The sequence below is a fragment of the Rickettsia endosymbiont of Proechinophthirus fluctus genome (assembly GCF_001602635.1).
Lineage (GTDB): Bacteria > Pseudomonadota > Alphaproteobacteria > Rickettsiales > Rickettsiaceae > Rickettsia > Rickettsia rickettsii.
Window position 1 is genome coordinate 797,785 of sequence record NZ_LECS01000004.1, and the last position, 20,704, is coordinate 818,488.

A 20,704-nucleotide genomic window follows, 5' to 3' on the forward strand; every position below is an offset into this window, starting at 1 on the left:
CCAATTTTTCAAATTAAACGAGTATACATGACCGCTTTGGCCGTTACTTAAAATCCTTCAAAGACCTTTATGTAAAGGTGGACTTCATATATCTAAACTGAATTAGTATTAGACAGGGACGACGTCCTAAAAGTTAGTGGTAGTCCTAGGTTAATATTAAGCTCACGAACCAAGCAGCTAAGAGCTAATATATCACTTTCCCATTTTACGTGCAAGGTTTTCTAGGTAACCTGCTATAGTAGTTAAGGTTTCTGCGAATTTTTCTTCGTCGGGATGATTTTTTTGAAGACCATTTTTATTAAGTTTTTCTGTTAGACTAGCTATTTCAGCTTGTGCATTAAGTGATGCCATAACTAATAATAGCTCAAAAGAAGCTGTGGGACTACCAAGTTTAATTTCCGCTATTTTATCATTCAATTTATTCGCTAAAGATAGTAATTCTTCCTCATATCCATTATTACAATATAATTGAAAACTCTTGTTATTTAATGTTACCGTAACAATTGACATAATTATTTTTGCTGTTTTTTTATTGCTTCAAGTTCATTAATATAAATGTTAATTTGATCTAGCATTATTATATAATTATCTTTTAATGCTTTATTTTCGTTTTGTAATTTTTGAACTTCATTTTGATTATTTACAAGCATACTCAACAAATCATCGAGTTTATGTTCTACTTCTTCCATTAATTTCTTTAGACTGCTTACATAACTTGCTTCTAAAGGTAATTTGTATGTCGATCCTGTACTCGCATCCTCACGTACGTCTATGTACGCTGCAGTGCCGCGTTCCGTGTCTCCTTCAAATGCCTCTTTATTAGCTTCATTCTGTAAGCAGTCTAATATTTCATTATCCATTTTCGTTTAAGCGTTAATTATGAATGGATGACTTACATAATAATTGATAACATTATAATAGATATAAGTACTAATTGTTTTTTACGTTTATAATTTATCACCGTAGCTCTTTTATTATTTAATAATTTTTCGGTTTCGTTCTGTTTAGTAGCTTCTATCTGCTCTGCATTTCTATCTTTTACATTAAGATAATCCAAGTATAATTTTAAGTAACCTCTTACGTATACTTCTCCCGGTAAAACATCAAAATCACCCTCTTCTAAAGCTACTAAATATTTTTTTCTAATTTTTAAATCACTAGATACCTGATTTAAAGTTTTACCTGAATCTAACCTAATTTGCTTAAGCATTGACGACATAATTTACTCAAGTTTTTGTAAGAATATTTCAAATTTCTTGTTTGCTAAAATAATTATATTTAAGTCTATAGTTTCTTGAGCTTTAATTTCTTTAATAAAATCAAGCAAATTTCTAACTAAGTTATTATTATTATCAATCCATAAATCTAAATCAATAGTTGTTTTAGATTTATTAATTATTTTTATTAATAATCTACGTTGTTTGTCATATAAATCATCTTTTAGCGATTGAATACCTAAGCGACGCCAAAATGAATCATTCAATTGCCTATCACAAGCTTTACGTAACCAATCAAGACTAAACATATCACTTATAACAAAATAAGCTTTTGCTATCTCTTTATTATTCCCTGAAGTCTGTTTTGTTACATATATAATGTCAAATACTGAAATTAAATTGTCAAATGTAGCGATAGTAACAGCCAATGATTCCTCTACCCCGCTAGTGGTATAATAATTTAATTTTTCTTCAAATCTTATTTTAGTTTCTCCGACTAATAAAGTATCTACCGTTTTTCTTAAGTTTTGTGCAGGAACTCTAAACTTTTCTATAGTTTCACTAATATTAATAGGATGTTTTAAATTTTTAATAAACCACGAAATACCTCGACGCATTAATTTCGTTATTTCGGTAAACATGTCGATTTTTACATTGTAATCAATATTAGTAGATAGCTTACTTATCGTTTCCCATATATCATCAAGATCAAAAATTTCACAAATAATGGTATATGACCTTATTATATCACAAAGAGGAGCCCCAATCTCACGCTTTACAATACTAATAAGCGGTCCTCCAAGCTGATTCATTATTTTATTTATAGTAACAGTTTTAATAATCTCATGTTTAAGTGGATGAGATAAAATTTCATTACGAAACTTTTTTTGCATCATTTCAGGGAAATAATCTATAAGATATGCATCAAAATATTTATCATGGGAAAAAGTAGAATTAATTAACTCATGATAAGCAGATCTCTTACTATATGATAGCAATATGCAAAGCTCAGGACGAGTTAATACTTCACCGCTAATAGCTCTGCTATTCAATTCTTCTGCACTAGGCAAGAATTCATTTTCCCGCTCTAATACTTTTTCTTCTTCTAAAATATCTATAAATTGACTAAGTATATTAACAGTTAAAGTAGGAGATAGTTGCATAATTGTTATTGCTTCGGTTTGCTTATAATTATCAAGTAATACTAACTCTTCAACTTGCTTTGTCATATCGTTTAGAAGTTTATTACGTTCTTCTAAAGTAATTTTTCCTGAGGTTATCGCACTACTTAAAGCAATCTTGATATTTACCTCATGATCGGAGCAATCAACACCTGCTGAATTATCAATAAAGTCAGCATTTATGCGCCCGCCTTTTTTAGCATATTCAACTCTACCTCTCTGTGATACCCCAACATTACCGCCTTCTGCTATAACTTTTGCTCTAATTTCTTCACCGTTACATCTAAGGTTATCATTTGCTTTATCACCGATTTCTAAATTATTTTCCGTTTTAGCTTTGATATAAGTGCCTATTCCGCCATTCCACAATAAATCAACATCTGCTTTTAAAATAGCTTTAATTAATTCTTCCGGTGATAATTCATTATCATTTATATCAAGTAATTTTTTAATTTCCGGCGATAATTTTATTAATTTACTACTGCGTTCAAATACTTTGCCTCCTTTAGAAATAAGCTTAGAATCATAATCAGACCAATTAGACCCCTTTAAATTAAATAAACGCAAACGCTCATTAAAACTTGATAAAAGATCAGGAGTAGGATCAATAAATATATGTTTATGATTAAAGGCAGCAACTAACTTAATAGTCTCTGATCTGAGCATACCGTTACCGAACACATCTCCTGACATATCTCCTATACCTACGACGGTAATAGGGTCTTTTTGGACATCTAACCCTAAAGTTTTAAAGTGGTTAGTTACGGAAATCCAAGCTCCTTTGGAAGTAATAGCCATTTTTTTATGATCGTAACCTGCAGAACCACCGGAAGCAAAAGCATCATCAAGCCAGTAATTATATTCTCTTGCCACACTATTAGCATAATCCGAAAATGAGGCTGTACCTTTATCGGCAGCAACCACTAAATAAGGATCTTCTTTATCATAAATAATAACGTCTTTTGGATGTACTACTTTACCGTCAATGATATTATCAGTTATGTCTAATAAACCTCTAAGGAAATTCTTATAGCATTCTACTACTTTTTCCATATATTCATCACGAGTAAGCCCTTCCTCAGTAAAATGAACATAAAATCCGCCTTTAGAACCGACAGGGACAATAACAGAATTCTTAGTCATTTGTGCTTTCATAAGCCCAAGGACCTCAAGCCTATAATCTTCTGCTCTATCCGACCATCTAAGCCCTCCGCGTGATACAGGACCGCCTCTTAAATGAACAGCTTCAAAATTTCTAGAATAAACAAATACTTCGGCAAACGGAACAGGTTTAGGTAAATCCGGTACTTTTGAAGAATCAAACTTAAATGAAAAAATATGTTTATGTGGTTGATAGTAATTTGTTCTAGTAATAGCATTAACTATACCAAGCATATTACGTAGTACTTTATCTTCACTACTCATCTCAACAGTTACTAAGTAATTATTTAGTTTATCTTTAATTACGTCACAATTATTATCCGAATGTTTAGGATTAAATTTTATATCAAATAGATTTACCAACATTTTTGTATATTCGGGATGTTTAAGTAACGTTAACTGTACATAGCCTTTACCGTAACTAAATCCCGTTTGATGTAAATATCTTGTTAAAGCTTTGACGAGTTTAACTTGCTTCCAATTAAAACCGGCAAGCACTATTAATTTACTTAAAGAATCATTAGCAAGCATCCCAAGTGCCATTTTGTCTAAAGCTTCTTCAACATTTATTTTTAATTCGGTAATATTATCCTTTACAGGTACAATAGAAGTTAAGATAAAATTATATATCCAGCTTTCTTTGATTTCGAGAGCCTCCTTAATTGCAAAAGTTTGTTCATCAATTGCTTTAAAACCTAAATTTTCTATTGGCGGCAATATATTAGAAAGTGCAAGTTTTACTTTTGGACTATATATTTTTAAGTAAAATTCCGTTTCATTTACAGAAACTAGATTAAACATACATTTTTGTGACTTACTTGCTTCCGTTAGATATTCAATATCTACTAAAGCTATTTCCGGAGAAAATTTTTGCCGATAATCTGCCGAAAAAACATTATCAAAAAGCTTTAAATTAATACCTGCTTGATACTCGCCGAATTTTTTAGAAAACTTAAAATAAAAATCTTCACTCCAACATGTAGAGATACGATCTAAATCTTGCTGTATTATTTCTGCTTCAAAATTTATTTTATGTTCCCCTTGTGCTTCAAGCGTTACAAAAAGATAAGAAAAATTACCGGCTACTTCGGTGATATAGTTGGATAAAATTTTACTACCGAATTTTTCTGCTAAATAACAATCTATCATATTATGGATTTCAGCCGTTAAACGTTCTCGTGGCAGAAAAATTATGATATTAAGAAAAGAACTAGACCAATCATATTGAATAAATAATTTAAGCTTCTTACTCATCATACTTGAGAGCATATGTAAACACATACAATATAAATCGCCTTGATCAATTTGTATTAAAGCTTCTCTCGGTAACGACTCCATTAAAATTCTTAACTTATCGGCATTATAACCAGATAATGCAAAACCGGCTTTCTCAATTACAAAATTAAATTTTTGTCGTAGGATTGGAATATTACTTATTGAATGGTAATACATATTTGAATTATACATACCGAAAATTATACTTCCCGAAATATATTCACCCGAAGAGTCAAAATTTTTCACTAAGATATAGTCGATTAAATTATCTGAATGGATAAGCGACGCACTATTTATTTTACCGAGTATTATTAATTGATTTTGATATAAAGGATTAGCAGAACATTTTATAATATCATCAATCTCGTCTTTTACTTCTTGCCATATTTTTGCTGCTCCTATTTCATTGCTTAATTTTAAAGATTTTACTTTAAAATCAAGAGTCCCTAATAAAACCAAATTATCGTTTTGTAACCAATTTAAGAATTCTTTAGCCTCTTTAAAATTTAATTTATAATTATCAATTATATTTTTAGATAAATCTTGTAACTTTATGCGTAATTGCGGTAAATGGCTATAGCTTTGCTCTAACTTTTCTAATCTTTCATTTATAGCCTCGGTTAAAAATGTAGTAGTTTTATCGTCAAAATTTCCTAAAATGGTTAAATGTAGTATGGATTCTGATTTTTCATCCGACACAGAATTTTCTAATATTTTTTCTAATTCTCCTTTACTATTTCGGACACAATTTATTACCGGATGGAGTAAAAACTTAGTTTGTAAATTCATGTTTTTAAGCAGACATATGATAAAATCAACAATATGTGGCTTATTATCAAGTAATATCAAGACATTTATTGCCGGATCATTTTCGATAACTGCTTTTGTTATTGCTATTTTTCTTGCTCTTGCTATCCTTTGCTTAAAAAACTTAAAGGCTTCATCTGCAAAATTTTGGAATAATTTTGCTCTATTCTCAAAATCATAATCTATCGGAATATAATTTAAAAACTTTTGAACAAAATCTATATATATGGAACTTGACTCACGTTCCTTGCTAAGTTCTAGAATTTTAGTTTTATAATTCGGGATTTGACAATTTAAACGGCTAAAGTTTAAAGAGGTTGTTTTTGGGGTCATGATTTTCTTAAATAATAATATGATTATTTCTGTTGTTATTATATAATATAAAATAACTTAAGCAAGAGGCATAGAAAATAAGTGGAAACGATATTTGCACAAAGCTCTGCATTCGGTAAAGCAGGCGTAGCAGTTTTTAGGATTTCTGGTCCTAAAAGTTTAGAAGTTTTACAGCTACTTACCGGTAGAAAGGACTTTAAATCGAGATTAATGTATTATCAACAAATTACAGTCCCTGAAACTAAGGAGCTAATCGATAATGTTATGGTTGTTTATTTTAAGTCACCTGGTAGCTTTACCGGGGAAGACGTAGTCGAAATTCACACGCATGGCAGTAAAGCTATATCTATAATGCTGACAAATGCATTATTAAATATAGCTGGTATTCGTTTGGCAGAAGCAGGAGAGTTTACCAAAAGAGCTTTTTTAAATAACAAATTTGATTTAACAGCAGCAGAGGGGATAGCCGATTTAATTAATGCCGAAACTATAATGCAGCATAAGCAAGCAATTAGACAAGCAAGCGGCAAACTTGAAGCATTATATAATAATTGGCGTAGTCAGCTTTTAAAAATTATCTCTCTGCTTGAAGCTTATATAGATTTCCCGGATGAAGATATACCTGATACCGTCCTTAATGAAGTTACTAATACTCATACAATTCTTGTAAATACAATATCGGAATATCTTAATGATAACAGAAAAGGAGAATTACTACGAAGTGGTCTTAAGCTTGCAATTATCGGTCCGCCAAACGTTGGTAAGTCTAGCTTACTAAACTTCTTAATGCAGAGAGATATAGCGATTGTCTCAAATATTGCAGGAACTACTAGAGATATAATTGAGGGACATTTAGACATTGGCGGCTATCCTATTATTTTACAGGATACAGCAGGTATAAGAGAAGAAAGTAGTGACATTATCGAGCAGGAAGGTATAAAACGAGCTATAAATTCAGCTAAAACAGCAGATATTAAAATTATAATGTTTGATGCCGAAAAATTAGACTCCTCTATAAATGAAGATATTATTAATTTAATTGATGAAAATACTATCACAATAATTAATAAAATAGATTTAATCGAAGCTAGTAAAATCTTTTCTATTGAAAATAAATATAAATGCTTAAGAGTTTCAGTAAAAAATAATATTGCTCTTTCAAGTATATTAAAAAATATTGAAAATATTGCCGAAAATATGGCAGGATTTACTGCAACTCCTTATATAACAAATCAGCGTCATCGCAACTATTTACAACAAGCTCTCTTACATTTAACGGCTTTTAGCTTAGATAATGATTTAGTTCTAGCAACTGAAGATATTAGAATGACGGCACGCTGCATCGGTGCAATTACGGGTGTTATCAACGTAGAAGAAATACTAGGCGAGATCTTTAAAAATTTCTGCATAGGTAAGTAATATTGTATAGCTCGTTCTATGTCATCCCCGCAAGGTATTATTGCATGGACACCAAATCATCATTGCGAGCGACTGTAAGGAGCATGGCAACTTCATGAAACAGTAGATTTCTTGTATAACCTCCTTCTAAAGATAATTTGTACTTCAATCTGGTACTCACATCCGTTTCCTGTACATTCCTCTTTATAAGATAGGTTATGCAAGAAGTCTAGTATAAAATGATTGCTACGTCGAAGCTTTGTCTCTCCTCGCAATGACGAAAAAACGAGACATTACAGCATAACAATCATCTTTCTCAAATCTTTCCATATATTAATTTATTTTAACTTTATCTTGACAAAAACATTAACATACTCTAGAAACCACGTTATTAATTAAAGGAGTAACATTATGGCATCTATATTAAATATAAATTTTAAATGCGTTATGCCTATATTTAGCAATGAAATAGTAAGCCGTTTACCGGGTCATGTAAGCCACATCATTCATAAATTAAGCAGTACTATATTTTCATCAGTATATAGTACTATTGAAGGAGCTTTTAAAAAAGGTTATATAGTGGATAATACACAGTGTAATTGGAAAAACATTGAACAATCTTTCAATGAGTCCCCAAATGATTTTTCAATACTACACCAAGAGTGCAACAATGGTTTAAATATTCCAATACATAATATTTTTATCGATGCTGACAATAATCCTCATATACTTTTACAACAAGCCGTAATACCTAATCAAAACGGTACGGCTAGTATTCTTGGTCAACTTTATAAAGTAATGAATGATTATATATTCTCTCAAGGCAATATTACCGAAACTAGCGGAGCTGATTTCTTAGGTTTAAATGAATGCACTAAAGAAGAAGCTATGAGTGCTTTACAAAACTATAACGCTTATAAAGAAACTTTAATCCCTCGTGAATCGTTTATAAATACTCTTGAAAATACTCTAAATCACTTAGGTCTCTCTTTAGATAATGTCTCTCCTACAGAAATAGGTAAAAATATTTTAGATCAACTCGGTAAAGCTTACACTGACCCTACTACTACAGAAAGACCTAACAATGATACAAATGACGGTGGATATAGCAGCGGTGCTTATATAGCTGGAATAGCATTAGGAACATTAGCTGTAGGTACGATCTTAGGGTATTGCATTAAATATGGATGGGATTGGTATAAGGGAAGAAATATAAAAAATGAAAATTTAGATTTAGTAATGAAGAATAAAGAATTAGCATTTGTAGAACTACTATATGAAAATTTTAAGCAGAATGCAGTTATATTCGATGAAGTTATAAAAATAAATAATTTACATGATATTATAAAACTAGCAAAATCTATTAAGGAATATGAATTCTCAATACTACCACTAACTAATTTAAATAATGAAATTGTAAAATTAAATTCCCCATCCGCTATAGCAATAAACCTAGATTCTTCAAGCGGAATATTGCATGAAATATGTAAGAGTCTTGGCGGTGATGATAGTTTTCAGACTATAAGCAACTTTACACGCTTAATAACAATTATACGAACAGCAAATCCCAAGTCTGAAGAATATAAAGAAAGCATTATAGAAATATTTGAGATATTTAATCCTTGTTACACAGATATTGACTATCAAAATTGCGAAATGCCGTTATTAGCCGATGTATCATCACCATATAATTCCTTGGGTATAGAAGTATAGAACGTTGTTATTGCCATAACAAACCATCATTGACTTTTTGAAAGTTATATATAAAATAATGCTTAGAGTAGCAAAGTGCTATTTCGGGGTGTCGAAACCTCTGCCAAAAGTGAGAACATTTCTTACAAAACTGATGCAATCCTCGACTTTACGGTCGGGGTTATAATAGTTATGTCCAAGGTTTAAAGCTTAAGCTTAGAACCTAAAGGTTATTATGGCTATTGTTGATGGTTTTCTTACTCCCCCGACCACCAAGAATTTATTTCTCTTCGGTGGTTGAAACTTAAGCAGTTTAAGTTTAATTAATCGGGAACAAATATGTCTGACCACAATACTAAAACCATCTCAAGACTCATCATAGAATATATTTTAAATGCAAATAAAAAAATCTAAGAGCCGAGATAGCAGATTTACTAGAAAGACCTATAACAAAAAGCGATATCGAAAGAATAGAACAACGCTTAACAGAATGAGAAAAAATATTTAGTAATGATTTATAGCCTTGAAAATATCATCATCTCATTTTATTAACTACCTACTATAAAAATAAGCACTAAGATCATTATTAACCATTATGGTAAATAGTGCAAAAATAGCAAAAGACGGTAAGGTTTCTATACCAGTTTCATCATATTAATGTAGAGAGGTAGATACTTTAAAAGGAGGAAGAACATATATAATCACACCCACCAATATTAGCATGATTATTCCTAGAATAATACCTACTATATTAAATGCATTTATAAAAGTAATATTAACCTCCTTAATTAATTCGTAAGCAAATGAGGGTGGTAGTTGTTGAGCAATAATTATTCCTTCACTGATTGAGTCATGAGCTATGTCTGCAATTGATATAGAAACACCGTGAGGCATTACTAGATTGTTACTATATATATAAAGACGTAATACTCACAATAACAGCTATACCTAATACATTACCTAATTCATATGCTGTTTCTTGTAATGCTGCTGCACCTCCAGATCTCTCTGCCGGTACTAGCATTCATCATAACTGTTACGGTGTAGAGAGGCATAGACTACTTCCTATACCAAGCAATCCAAGATATATAATATAGTATTCGATAATAAATCTCTATAGTCTAATATACTAAGGTAAAATCAATGATATTAGTAGTAAAGATAAGCCCACTAAACATTATTACACATGTGATAAACCGTGTGAATAAATATGGCATAACTAAAGATGCAATTAAAGCAAACACTGCTGCAGGCAACATATAAAGACCTGCATACAAAGGACTTAACCCTTTGATAAACTGTAACCATAAGGACATAAGATACATTATGGATCCTAAGACACACATAATCAGCAAATAAACTATTACTCCTATACTAAAATTGCTAATTTAAGAATAAATGCATATCCACTAACGGATCATCACTTTTAAGTTGGCATAACGTAAGATAAATATTATTAGTAATACAATGCCAATTAATAGCATTCAGCCGGATGCTAGATTCATAATACCGTATTTAGCCAACATCTTAATGCCTTGAACTAAAGCTGCCATCCCAAAAAACGATTGAAATACTCCTATCCAATCCCATGGGTTCATTACTAGGATTAGATGATTTAGGAATCCAAACTATACCAAAAGCAATAATTACTAATGCAATAGGTGCATTTATTAAAAAATGCAAATTGCCAACTTAAAAGCTCACCCAATACTCCTCCTAATACTGGTCCTATAGCTGCTCCTACGGTTGCCATTATTCCCCACACAGATATTGTGATCATACGTTCATGTGTATTATAAAGTGGAAGGAATCATCACTGATCCTCCTAACCCAAGTAAAGCACGACATAATACTAATCCCCATGAGCTATCAAATACATAAACTAACATTGAAGCGATGGAAAAAACTAAAAGCCTCCAAAGTAATAATCTTTTACGACCAAATCTATCTCCTAATGCACCTGCGGTAATGAGAAGACCTGATAATACTAATGCATATGCATTGATTATCCATAATTGTTATAAGTTAGATGGTTTTAAATCAAGGATTATAGTAGGCATAACAGTATACAAGACTGTAGCATCCATCGATACCAAAAGTAAGCAAATGTTTAAAATAATTAAAATATGCCATCTAAATTTATAAGATATAGATGATGAATTATCTTTAGCTATATATTCAGTTTGCGGAAATTGTGGTACCATATGTGATAAGTTATTTAATAAGGGTTTTACTAAATCTATCTTTTTCGCGAACTATGGGACTGTTAACAAGTAATTTAATTAGCTTTAAAATTTCTTTTGTTAATAGTCCTAGGTTAATTCAGTTGGTAACATAGTAAGCAAGTCCAAATCAATTAACCATAACACAAGTAAATTTAACATCTAAGCATCACCTAGTATGGAAGTCAAGATTTAATCTTACAAGCACAATAACATAAATAAAATTTGATTTTTCTTTCTCAAGCTTATATTTTAATCGGTAAGTTTATAATATGGAAATTTATGTCAAATATCGATAAGGAAAGAGCCATTGCCGCAGCACTCGCACAAATTGAAAAAAGCTACGGTAAAGGTTCGGTAATGAAACTAGGGCAGCGTCCGCATATTGATATAGAGGCCGTATCGACCGGCTCACTTGGGCTAGATATAGCTCTTGGAATCGGCGGTGTTCCTAAAGGTAGAATCATCGAAATTTTTGGTCCTGAAAGCTCAGGTAAAACCACTCTAACATTGCATTTAATTGCAGAAGCTCAAAAAAAGGGTGGTACATGTGCTTTTATTGATGCCGAGCATGCACTAGACCCTGCTTATGCTAAAAAATTAGGCGTAAATATTGATGAGCTTATTATTTCACAGCCCGATACAGGTGAACAAGCCCTAGAAATTGCCGATACGTTAATTCGCTCCAGCGGTATTGATATGATAATAATAGATAGTGTTGCGGCTTTAGTACCGAAATCAGAGATTGAAGGCGAAATGGGTGATGCTCAAATGGCTTCTCAAGCAAGGTTAATGAGCCAGGCTTTGCGTAAACTTACTGCATCAATTAATCGTACCAATTGTATTACTGTTTTCATCAATCAAATCAGAATGAAAATAGGTGTGATGTTCGGTAGTCCTGAAACTACGACAGGCGGTAATGCCTTAAAATTCTATGCTTCTGTTAGGATCGATATAAGAAGAATCGGCTCCATTAAAGACAAAGAAGAAGTAATAGGCAGCCAAACCAAAGTCAAAGTAGTCAAAAACAAAGTATCTCCTCCATTTAAAACTGCAGATTTTGATATAATGTACGGTTCAGGTATTTCAAAAGAAGGCGAGATAATCGACCTTGGAGTTAAGCTTGATATTGTTGAGAAATCCGGCTCTTGGTTTTCCTACAAGAACGTACGCATAGGTCAAGGGCGTGAAAACGTCAAACAATATTTAAAAGAACATCCACAAATTTCCAACGAAATTGAGAAAATAATACGTGAAAAATCGTCAAAAATTACTAATATAAATCTTGATCAAACGGAGAAAGAAAATGATTGATTTAACAGGTAAAACTTCCTTAATTACGGGAGCTTCAGGAGGCATAGGCGGAGCTATAGCGAGGTTACTGCACAAACTCGGAAGCCATGTAATTATTAGCGGTAGTAATGAGGAAAAATTAAAATCCCTTGGAAAGGTTGTAAAAGATAATTATACGATAGAAGTATGTAATCTTGCCAATAAGGAAGAATGTAGCAATTTAATATCTAAAGCATCAAAGTTAGATATTTTAGTATGTAATGCCGGTATTACTAGCGATACGCTAGCAATTAGAATGAAAGATGAAGATTTTGACAAAGTTATTGATATTAATTTAAAAGCAAATTTTATTTTAAATCGTGAAGCAATAAAAAAAATGATACAAAACAGGTATGGACGTATTATTAACATATCTTCAATAGTAGGAATTTCAGGTAACCCCGGGCAGGCTAATTATTGTGCTTCTAAAGCAGGTTTAATAGGTATGACCAAATCGCTCTCTTACGAAGTTGCAACCAGAGGCATTACGGTTAACACAGTAGCTCCAGGATTTATTAAATCAGATATGACCGATAAACTAAATGAAAAACAAAGAGAAGCTATAGTACAAAAAATTCCGCTAGGCACTTACGGTATGCCGGAAGACGTGGCAAACGCAGTTGCATTTTTAGCAAGCGATCAGGCATCATATATTACCGGTCAAACTATACATGTAAATGGCGGTATGTTAATGGTATAAAAATTAATAAGATTATTTTGTGCTAGCATAAAATAATTTTTTGTGCTAGAAGTTCTGTTAAAGATAAAATGCGATGAATATTTTAAATAAATATTCATACAGTTAAAATAAAGTCTAATAGCTGAATAACCGCTATTATACAGCATATAAAATTAAATGATTTATGGAGTTCAAAATTATGAGTACAACGGATAAGATCGAACAGAAAGTTATTGAAATGGTTGCTGAAAAGCTAAATAAAGATAAATCGATAATAACTACGGATTCAAGATTTATAGAAGATTTGAAAGCTGATAGCCTTGATACCGTAGAGTTAATGATGGCAATAGAAGTTGAATACGGTATTGATATCCCTGATGATGAAGCCACTAACATTAAAACCGTATCCGATGTTATACAATATATCAAAGAACGCCAATCTTAATCTGCATAAAAAATCCCTAATAGATAATTAAAAATGTCGAATCAAAGAGTAAATAAAAGAGTAGTTATTACCGGACTTGGACTTGTTACTCCTGTTGGGCTTAACGTTAACTCATCTTGGAAAAATATTGTAGATGGAGTAAGCGGTATAAAAACTATTACAGAATTTGACACTTCTAAACTTGCGTGTAAAATTGCCGGACTTATAGATAACTCTGAGAAAGATGGATTTAAACTTGAAAATTTCACACAAGCAGATGACATTAATAGACTAAGTAAAATGGATAAATTTATCCATTACGGAGTAGCAGCCGCAACCGAAGCAGTTGAAGATAGCGGCTGGTTACCCGACGATGAAAAATCTCGTGATAGAACCGGCTTGATATTAGGTTCAGGAATCGGCGGGCTTAAAATGATCGAAGATACCTCTATCAAACTTTATCAAGAAAATAATGGCAAAGTTAGTCCTTTCTTTATCCCCGCTTCATTAATTAATCTTTTATCTGGTCTTGTTTCTATAAAATACGGTTTTAGCGGTCCAAACCAAACGGCAGTAACAGCTTGCTCTACAGGGGCACATGCTATAGGCGATGCTATGCGTATGATAAAGCACGGCTATGCCGATGTTATGATCGCAGGCGGTGCGGAAGCTCCAGTTACACCTGTCGGAGTTGCAGGTTTCGTTGCTGCTAGAGCATTATGTACTAAATATAACGATAATCCTAAAAAAGCCTCAAGACCTTGGGATAAAGACCGCAGCGGCTTTGTTATGGGTGAAGGAGCAGGCGTTGTAGTATTAGAAGAATATGAGCATGCCTTAAATCGAGGGGCTAAAGTTTACGGTGAAGTTATAGGATACGGCGCTACAGGTGACGCCTATCATATGACAGCTCCACATCCTGAAGGTAGAGGAGCTTATAGAGCGATGAGAGACGCAATGCTAGATGCAACTATCACGCCCGATATGATTGATTATATTAATGCACACGGTACTTCTACTACACTTGGTGATGGAATAGAATTAGCAACCGTACAAAAATTATTTTTAGAAGCGAATCCCAAAGTTTTAATGTCTTCTACTAAATCATCAATAGGACATTTGCTTGGTGCGGCAGGAAGTGTTGAGTTTATCTTTTCAGCTCTTGCAATTAGAGACCAGATTGCACCGCCAACCTTAAACTTAGATACCCCTATGGATGAGGCGAATATAGATTTAGTTGCACTGAAAGCTAAGAAAACTAAGATAGATTATGTGCTTTCCAACTCGTTCGGATTCGGTGGTACTAATGCTAGTTTAGTGATTAAGAGTATACTCGTTTAATTTAAAAAATTGGCACAAAGTCCTATAAGCACTGTACTCACGTATTGAGTATACGTTCTGCTCCTCGTCTTATGGATTCCTTGTGCTTTTCCAAATTAAACTTCGTTTACCAACCCTTAACTTAATGTCATTCCTGCGCAAGCAGGAATCCAGTAAAACATATAAAAACTTATTTTTATATGTTTATTCTATCAAATATGTAATTTTGTACCAATATTAAGGTTATTTTCTAGATTCCTGCTTTCGCAGGAATGACATAAAAACTAGCCAATAATCAACTATGACCCCAATTTATTACATTAAAGACGGTAACTTAAGTTTTGCGGATAAAGTAATTTTATCTGATTTAGAGCTTTATTTGTACACAGGCGATAAGATTTGTCTTATAGGACGTAACGGATGCGGGAAATCAAGCTTAATGAAAGTCATATCAGGTGATTATGAGTTAGATAACGGTGCATTATTTCAAGATCCTTTAGTTACAACCGGTTATTTAAGACAAGATATTTCTATAAAAACTCATCTAACTGTTTATGATTTTGTCTTACAACAAACAGATAGTACAAAAGAAATAGATAAATACCAAATCGATATAATTCTAGAAAAATTACAAATCAATGGAACAGATAATTTATCCACCTATTCAGGCGGTCAACTGAGAAGAGCAAGCCTTGCTAAAGCTTTAATATTAGAGCCGGAAATATTACTATTTGATGAACCGACTAACCATCTAGATATTGCAACAATCGAATGGTTAGAAAAATTTGTTAAATCTTATAACGGTGCTATTATTTGCGTTAGTCATGATAGAACATTCCTCTCAAATGTTACTAATAAAATTTGGTGGCTTGATAGAGGAATTTTACGTAAATCCGATAAAGGATTTAAATTTTTTGATGAATGGCAAACAATGATCATAGACCAAGAAGAAGCCGCTCTTCGGAAATTAAATAAAAAATTATCTCAAGAAAATGAATGGTTAAATGTCGGTGTTACTGCTAGACGTAAACGAAATCAAAAGAGACTTGCGGATTTGAAAGCTTTAAGAGCAATAACACAAGAACAAACTGCAAAACTAGCTAGTTCAACACAAAGAGTTAGGGCAGAGCTTGCTGAAAATATAGCTAAAAGTAAATTCATTATTGAAGCAGATAATATTACTTTTAGTTATAAAAATACTAAAATTATTGATAATTTTAGCTTTCGTGTAAAAAAAGGCGAGAAAATTGGTATAATCGGTGCAAATGGCTCAGGCAAATCTACCTTTATCAAACTACTAACAAAACAGCTTACCCCTGAAAGCGGCAAAATTATATATGGCGGTAATTTAGATATTGCATATTTTGATCAACATAGAGAAAAACTAGAGCCTAATCATACATTACAACAAACTTTATGTCCTACAGGCGGTGATCAAGTATTTTTGCCACACGGTAAAATCATGCATGTTGCCGGTTATTTAAAACAATTCATGTTTAATCCTAAACTACTTAATGCAAAAACCGCTATTTTATCAGGCGGTGAAGCTAATAGATTATTACTTGCAAAAATTCTAATTAACCCTGGCAATCTGTTAATTTTAGATGAACCGACTAATGACCTCGATATGGATAGTCTGGAAATTTTACTAGATATACTTACAGATTATTCAGGTACTTTAATAGTCGTGAGCCATGATCGTGACTTTTTAGATAGGTTAGTTACTAGAACTTTAGTTTTCGCTCAAGGTAAAATTCATGATTTAACAGGAGGTTATGAAGATTATAAGCAGTATTTTACTACCTCTCCTATAGCCAAAAAAGCTTCAAAACCACTACCACTAACTGCTCAAAAAGAACCTCTAAATAAAAAGCTATCTTATAAATATCAGCGTTTGCTTGAAACATTGCCCAACTATATTGAAAAGCTAGAAATATCCATCAAACACTTAGAAAAAGAACTTGAAGACGTTAATCTATATTTAGATAACCCTCAAAAATATAACCGCATTACTAGCCAATTAATTAATGATCAAAAGAAACTAGACGAGTTATTAAATCAATGGCTAGAAATACAAGATTAATTTTTATTAAAATTTTCTTGACTTAATTATTAACTTTTGTTAACCTTTCTTGGCGTTAATGTTAAAGATGATGAGCATGTCTGATATAACAGCTACATTAAAATATAAATTCGATAATTTAAAAGAGCATCTGAACAATTCTTATTCTCGCTCTCAAATAGAAATAATTCTAGGAGAATTGAGTAGTTTACAAAGCGAAGCAGCTTCATATGGCTTGAATTTTGACATATCCAATCTAAAAGAGGCTGCTGAAACTAAGCTCAAGAACTATGAAGTAGAACAATCTATTGAGAAAGCTAGGGTTCAAGAAGAAGAATTTCTAAAATCACAAAGAGCAATAAAACTTGCCGAAGAAGAAAAAGAAATCGTACAAAGAATTGCTGCACTTAATAATTTGCATAATGAATTTATAAAAAATATTACTAAAGATACTAAAAGAATTGAAGAAAGTAATAAGCGTTTAGATAAGATAATAAATAAACTAGAAAAGGAAAACATTATTGATCATGAAGAGTTAAATCGTGAAATATTAACTCATGAAGAAATATTTAAACTAAATCAAGCGTATAAAGTATTACATAAAAACCATAAAAAAATAACTGAAGAACACAAACAAGCACATACAGAATTAAATGAATTAAATAAAACAATAACGAATTTATCACAACAATTACAAGAAAAAGGCTTAGCACCAAAAAAAGTTAAAGAATTAAAAGGAGAATTAGCATTTCACCAAGAAATGTTAAAAATACATAAGGCATATGTAGAGCAGATTGAAAATAGTAAAAAAATATTAGGTCAAGAAATTATTAAACATGAAAAAGAACACAACATAAATAAAGATAAAATAAAGAAATTAGGAAGTGATATTAAAGAGCGTTATAAAAAAGAACCAGAAAAATATTTAGATGCATATGAAAAATATTTAGTTCTAAAACATCAGCATAAAGCAATTAAGACAGACGGCGTTGTAAAAGATATAGAGCATCATAATAAAGTACTAAATAAAATTAACGTGGATAAAACTAAATCTTTAGCTAATAAAATAAGAGAACAAACACAAGTAAAAGATACTAATACTGGGAGTTTATCTCCTGCTCGTACTCCTAATATTAAAGTTACAAATAATAAAACGAGAGGAATTTAACTAAATTAGTAATTATTATGTCTAAATTTAAAAATTTAACTCCTGAACAAAGAAAAGCAGCTTTAGAAGCTGCAAAAATACAACTTGAAGAACAACAGCAAAAACATCACGCAATATTTAAAGAAGCTATGCAAGCGAGTAGTCAAGTCCATCAATATAATCAAGATTTAGGTAATTTTGTGGATAATGCTTCCAAAGATATCAAACTTGCTGGTAAAGCTTCTAAAGGCGTATGTGAAATAATATAACATTTTAAAAGCTGTAACTATATAGTTGCAGCTTTTGTATTATTTTGAATTAAGCTCGAAAGACCTATTGCCTGTATTTTTTCTGACAATTTAAAGCTAATCTCACCGGGAAATATTACATTAATTTGATCAAGTTTTAAATCTTCTAAAGATATTTGCATTGATTTTGTAATGCTCGGTGTATTTGTATATTTAATTTCAAACCCCAAACGTTTTCCATTTTTAAAAATTAAAAGATCTATTTCCACTCCATTATGAGATGACCAAAAATAACATTCTTCGGGTTCGGCTTTATAATATCTAACAATTTGTTCTAAGGCAAATCCTTCCCATGATGCACCTATTTTAGGATGAGTGCTTAAAGCTTCATAATTATTTAAGCCTAATAAAGCGTGATATATTCCACTATCTCTAAAAAAGATTTTTGGAGTCTTAACTTGTCTTTTTTTAAGGTTTTCATACCAAGGCTGCAAAATACGGATCATAAAAGTTCCCTCTAAAATATCTAAATAATGCTTTGCGGTATGATATGAGATAGATAAAGAATTTCCAAGTTCTGAAGCATTCAATATATTAGCGTGATAATGGCAAAGCATTAACCAAAACCTACGTAACTGCATAGACGGAATTGTAAAACCTAAATTTGGTATATCTCTTTCTAAAAATGTTTTAATGTAATTCTGACGCCATAAAGCACTTAACTCTTCATCATCTGCAAGATATGATAAAGGAAATCCGCCGCGTATCCATAATTGCTGAGTACCTGACACTTCAGATAAGGTAAACGGTGTCATTTCAATATAACCTATTCTACCCGCTAGTGTTTCAGAACCTTGTTTAATTAAGTCTCTTGATGCACTGCCTAGTACTAAAAATTTAATATCAGTTGTATCAACAAGAACTCTTAAAATAGGGAATAAATTCGGTTTATACTGAATTTCATCAATAATAACAACTCCTTTTAGATCAGACAAAGCAAGCATCGGTTCATTTAATCTTGCTAAATCTAAAGGATTTTCAAGATCAAAAATATTGATTTTAGGAATATTATAAGCTTCTACGAATTGTTTAGAAAGTGTAGTTTTTCCGCACTGCCTTGGTCCTAACAAGGCACAAACTTTATGAGTTTTAAAATGTTTTATTATTGATGAAAGGAATTGTTTTCTAAGCATTTAAATTAGTACTATAAAAATTAGAAACATAACGTCTAATTCTCAGTATAGAAAGAAAAAACGACAAAGTCAAAACGCTTTGTCTCGTGCTGCAACTATAATCGCATGTATTTTTTTAAGCGTCCGGTCAAAGTCATCGTTAGTAACTACATAATCATACTCATTAGCATGTGATATTTCGTTTTGTGCTGATTGCATACGTAATTTTATTGCTTCTTCATTATCGGTCGCTCTATTTCTTAAGCGTTGTTCCAATACTTCAATATTAGGAGGCAATACAAATATAGCAACAACATTAGTAGCATTTTTCTTAATACTCCGTGCTCCTTGCCAATCAATATCAAATAAAACATCCAAGCCTTGATTTAATAACATTTCGACATATTCTTTAGGCGTACCGTAATAATTATCGTATATTTTAGCATATTCAAGGAATTTATTCTGCTTAACTAATTCTTCAAACTCTAAACCGGTCTTAAAGTAATAGTTTATACCCTCTACTTCTCCTAAACGTGGTTTTCTTGTAGTTGCCGAAATAGATAAACGCAAATTATTATCTATTTTCAATAATGCTTTAGCTAAACTCGACTTACCTGTACCTGAAGGGGAAGATAAAATTATAATCAGTCCTTTAGAGTTCCTCGAAAGTGCTACTTCTAGAGGTAATTTAGACGTCGCCGCGGTGCTACGTTCCATGTCTCCTTTAAATTCCTCTCTATAAGCGCATTTCTGAAGAACTCTTTTATTTTTTGTTGTCATATTTTATGCTTTATTTCGTAGGTACAGCATATTTCAGCAAGATTTAGACAAGATGAATTTAAATGCAAGCCTGCGAAAGCAGTAGGTACACTACGTGCGTGAGTACAGGCGAGTCATGCAAAATTCGCTTGTATCAAGCTTTATGAATTATTCTGTACTTTTCTTTTTATTACCTCATCCATAGTACAATTAAAATATTTTGCTATTTTTAAAATAGTATCTATTTCAGGGTTAAATTCACGATTAGCTTCCGC

16 protein-coding genes, 1 other RNA gene and 2 pseudogenes are annotated in these 20,704 nt (G+C 31.8%); 9 read left to right on the plus strand and 10 right to left on the minus strand.

Annotated elements, in window-relative coordinates; genetic code table 11:
* Window positions 1-24: 24 nt before the first annotated feature.
* The 5 genes and pseudogenes from ssrS to BG75_RS06180 form a co-directional block, all read right to left on the minus strand.
* Window positions 25-183, minus strand: a non-coding RNA gene (gene ssrS / locus BG75_RS06160) — 6S RNA.
* 9 nt (window positions 184-192) lie between these two features.
* Complete coding sequence (locus tag BG75_RS06165; protein ID WP_062811790.1) at window positions 193-510, minus strand: cell division protein ZapA; 318 nt, start codon at window positions 508-510, stop codon at window positions 193-195.
* A 2-nt stretch (window positions 511-512) separates the two neighbouring features.
* Window positions 513-860, minus strand: a complete 348-nt coding sequence (locus BG75_RS06170; protein WP_062811791.1) for a palindromic element RPE1 domain-containing protein — start codon at window positions 858-860, stop codon at window positions 513-515.
* Between the two features lie 6 nt (window positions 861-866).
* Window positions 867-1,219 (minus strand): annotated as a pseudogene (locus BG75_RS06175) (helix-turn-helix domain-containing protein).
* A gap of 3 nt (window positions 1,220-1,222) precedes the next feature.
* On the minus strand, window positions 1,223-5,974 hold the full coding sequence (locus tag BG75_RS06180) for an NAD-glutamate dehydrogenase (RefSeq protein WP_062811792.1): 4,752 nt from the start codon (window positions 5,972-5,974) through the stop codon (window positions 1,223-1,225).
* A gap of 81 nt (window positions 5,975-6,055) precedes the next feature.
* Between BG75_RS06180 and mnmE the strand changes: the two genes are divergently transcribed.
* Complete coding sequence (mnmE, locus tag BG75_RS06185; RefSeq protein WP_062811793.1) at window positions 6,056-7,393, plus strand: tRNA uridine-5-carboxymethylaminomethyl(34) synthesis GTPase MnmE; 1,338 nt, start codon at window positions 6,056-6,058, stop codon at window positions 7,391-7,393.
* Between the two features lie 390 nt (window positions 7,394-7,783).
* Window positions 7,784-9,085: a DUF5460 family protein gene (locus BG75_RS06190; protein WP_062811794.1), complete on the plus strand. Its 1,302-nt coding sequence runs from the start codon at window positions 7,784-7,786 to the stop codon at window positions 9,083-9,085.
* A gap of 633 nt (window positions 9,086-9,718) precedes the next feature.
* On the opposite strand, the gene BG75_RS06195 is transcribed toward BG75_RS06190, so the two are convergent.
* Together BG75_RS06195 and BG75_RS10195 are read right to left on the minus strand one after the other, a co-directional pair.
* Window positions 9,719-9,958, minus strand: coding sequence for a hypothetical protein (locus BG75_RS06195; protein WP_062811795.1), 240 nt, complete (start codon window positions 9,956-9,958; stop codon window positions 9,719-9,721).
* Between the two features lie 899 nt (window positions 9,959-10,857).
* Window positions 10,858-11,073 carry an MFS transporter gene (locus BG75_RS10195; protein WP_368072234.1) on the minus strand — a complete coding sequence of 72 codons (216 nt, stop codon included), beginning with the start codon at window positions 11,071-11,073 and terminating at the stop codon, window positions 10,858-10,860.
* 495 nt (window positions 11,074-11,568) lie between these two features.
* Between BG75_RS10195 and recA the strand changes: the two genes are divergently transcribed.
* From recA to BG75_RS06245, 7 genes are all read left to right on the plus strand, one after another.
* The gene (gene recA / locus BG75_RS06215; RefSeq protein ID WP_062811902.1) at window positions 11,569-12,600 is read left to right on the plus strand and encodes a recombinase RecA; all 1,032 of its coding nucleotides are present in this window, start codon (window positions 11,569-11,571) and stop codon (window positions 12,598-12,600) included.
* Window positions 12,593-13,318 carry a 3-oxoacyl-ACP reductase FabG gene (gene fabG, locus BG75_RS06220; protein WP_062811797.1) on the plus strand — a complete coding sequence of 242 codons (726 nt, stop codon included), beginning with the start codon at window positions 12,593-12,595 and terminating at the stop codon, window positions 13,316-13,318. Before recA ends, fabG begins: the two co-directional genes overlap by 8 nt.
* A 163-nt stretch (window positions 13,319-13,481) precedes the next feature.
* On the plus strand, window positions 13,482-13,742 hold the full coding sequence (acpP, locus tag BG75_RS06225) for an acyl carrier protein (protein WP_217284889.1): 261 nt from the start codon (window positions 13,482-13,484) through the stop codon (window positions 13,740-13,742).
* Window positions 13,743-13,775: 33 nt separating this feature from the next.
* Window positions 13,776-15,062: a beta-ketoacyl-ACP synthase II gene (gene fabF, locus BG75_RS06230; protein ID WP_062811799.1), complete on the plus strand. Its 1,287-nt coding sequence runs from the start codon at window positions 13,776-13,778 to the stop codon at window positions 15,060-15,062.
* A gap of 280 nt (window positions 15,063-15,342) precedes the next feature.
* Entirely contained in the window at window positions 15,343-17,124 is a 1,782-nt protein-coding gene (locus BG75_RS06235) for an ABC-F family ATP-binding cassette domain-containing protein (protein ID WP_062811800.1), read from the plus strand.
* Between the two features lie 76 nt (window positions 17,125-17,200).
* Window positions 17,201-18,271 carry a hypothetical protein gene (locus tag BG75_RS06240; RefSeq protein WP_062811801.1) on the plus strand — a complete coding sequence of 357 codons (1,071 nt, stop codon included), beginning with the start codon at window positions 17,201-17,203 and terminating at the stop codon, window positions 18,269-18,271.
* Window positions 18,272-18,288: 17 nt separating this feature from the next.
* On the plus strand, window positions 18,289-18,519 hold the full coding sequence (locus BG75_RS06245; protein ID WP_062811802.1) for a hypothetical protein: 231 nt from the start codon (window positions 18,289-18,291) through the stop codon (window positions 18,517-18,519).
* Between the two features lie 17 nt (window positions 18,520-18,536).
* On the opposite strand, the gene BG75_RS06250 is transcribed toward BG75_RS06245, so the two are convergent.
* The 3 genes and pseudogenes from BG75_RS06250 to BG75_RS10205 all read right to left on the minus strand — a co-directional run.
* Window positions 18,537-19,691 carry an ATP-binding protein gene (locus BG75_RS06250; protein WP_062811803.1) on the minus strand — a complete coding sequence of 385 codons (1,155 nt, stop codon included), beginning with the start codon at window positions 19,689-19,691 and terminating at the stop codon, window positions 18,537-18,539.
* A 69-nt stretch (window positions 19,692-19,760) separates the two neighbouring features.
* Window positions 19,761-20,450 carry a guanylate kinase gene (gmk, locus tag BG75_RS06255; RefSeq protein ID WP_062811804.1) on the minus strand — a complete coding sequence of 230 codons (690 nt, stop codon included), beginning with the start codon at window positions 20,448-20,450 and terminating at the stop codon, window positions 19,761-19,763.
* Window positions 20,451-20,590: 140 nt separating this feature from the next.
* Window positions 20,591-20,704 (minus strand): annotated as a pseudogene (locus BG75_RS10205) (helix-turn-helix domain-containing protein); the annotation flags it as partial.

Excerpts from the sequence above, each read along its gene's own strand:
- BG75_RS06245 (WP_062811802.1), top strand. The coding sequence starts at position 18,289 with ATGTCTAAATTTAAAAATTTAACTCCTGAACAAAGAAAAGCAGCTTTA.
- recA (WP_062811902.1), top strand. The coding sequence starts at position 11,569 with ATGTCAAATATCGATAAGGAAAGAGCCATTGCCGCAGCACTCGCACAA.
- BG75_RS06240 (WP_062811801.1), top strand. The coding sequence starts at position 17,201 with ATGTCTGATATAACAGCTACATTAAAATATAAATTCGATAATTTAAAA.
- BG75_RS06165 (WP_062811790.1), bottom strand. The coding sequence starts at position 510 with ATGTCAATTGTTACGGTAACATTAAATAACAAGAGTTTTCAATTATAT.
- BG75_RS06180 (WP_062811792.1), bottom strand. The coding sequence starts at position 5,974 with ATGACCCCAAAAACAACCTCTTTAAACTTTAGCCGTTTAAATTGTCAA.
- gmk (WP_062811804.1), bottom strand. The coding sequence starts at position 20,450 with ATGACAACAAAAAATAAAAGAGTTCTTCAGAAATGCGCTTATAGAGAG.
- BG75_RS06235 (WP_062811800.1), top strand. The coding sequence starts at position 15,343 with ATGACCCCAATTTATTACATTAAAGACGGTAACTTAAGTTTTGCGGAT.
- BG75_RS06170 (WP_062811791.1), bottom strand. The coding sequence starts at position 860 with ATGGATAATGAAATATTAGACTGCTTACAGAATGAAGCTAATAAAGAG.
- acpP (WP_217284889.1), top strand. The coding sequence starts at position 13,482 with ATGGAGTTCAAAATTATGAGTACAACGGATAAGATCGAACAGAAAGTT.
- fabG (WP_062811797.1), top strand. The coding sequence starts at position 12,593 with ATGATTGATTTAACAGGTAAAACTTCCTTAATTACGGGAGCTTCAGGA.
- BG75_RS06250 (WP_062811803.1), bottom strand. The coding sequence starts at position 19,691 with ATGCTTAGAAAACAATTCCTTTCATCAATAATAAAACATTTTAAAACT.
- fabF (WP_062811799.1), top strand. The coding sequence starts at position 13,776 with ATGTCGAATCAAAGAGTAAATAAAAGAGTAGTTATTACCGGACTTGGA.
- BG75_RS06190 (WP_062811794.1), top strand. The coding sequence starts at position 7,784 with ATGGCATCTATATTAAATATAAATTTTAAATGCGTTATGCCTATATTT.
- BG75_RS06195 (WP_062811795.1), bottom strand. The coding sequence starts at position 9,958 with ATGCCTCACGGTGTTTCTATATCAATTGCAGACATAGCTCATGACTCA.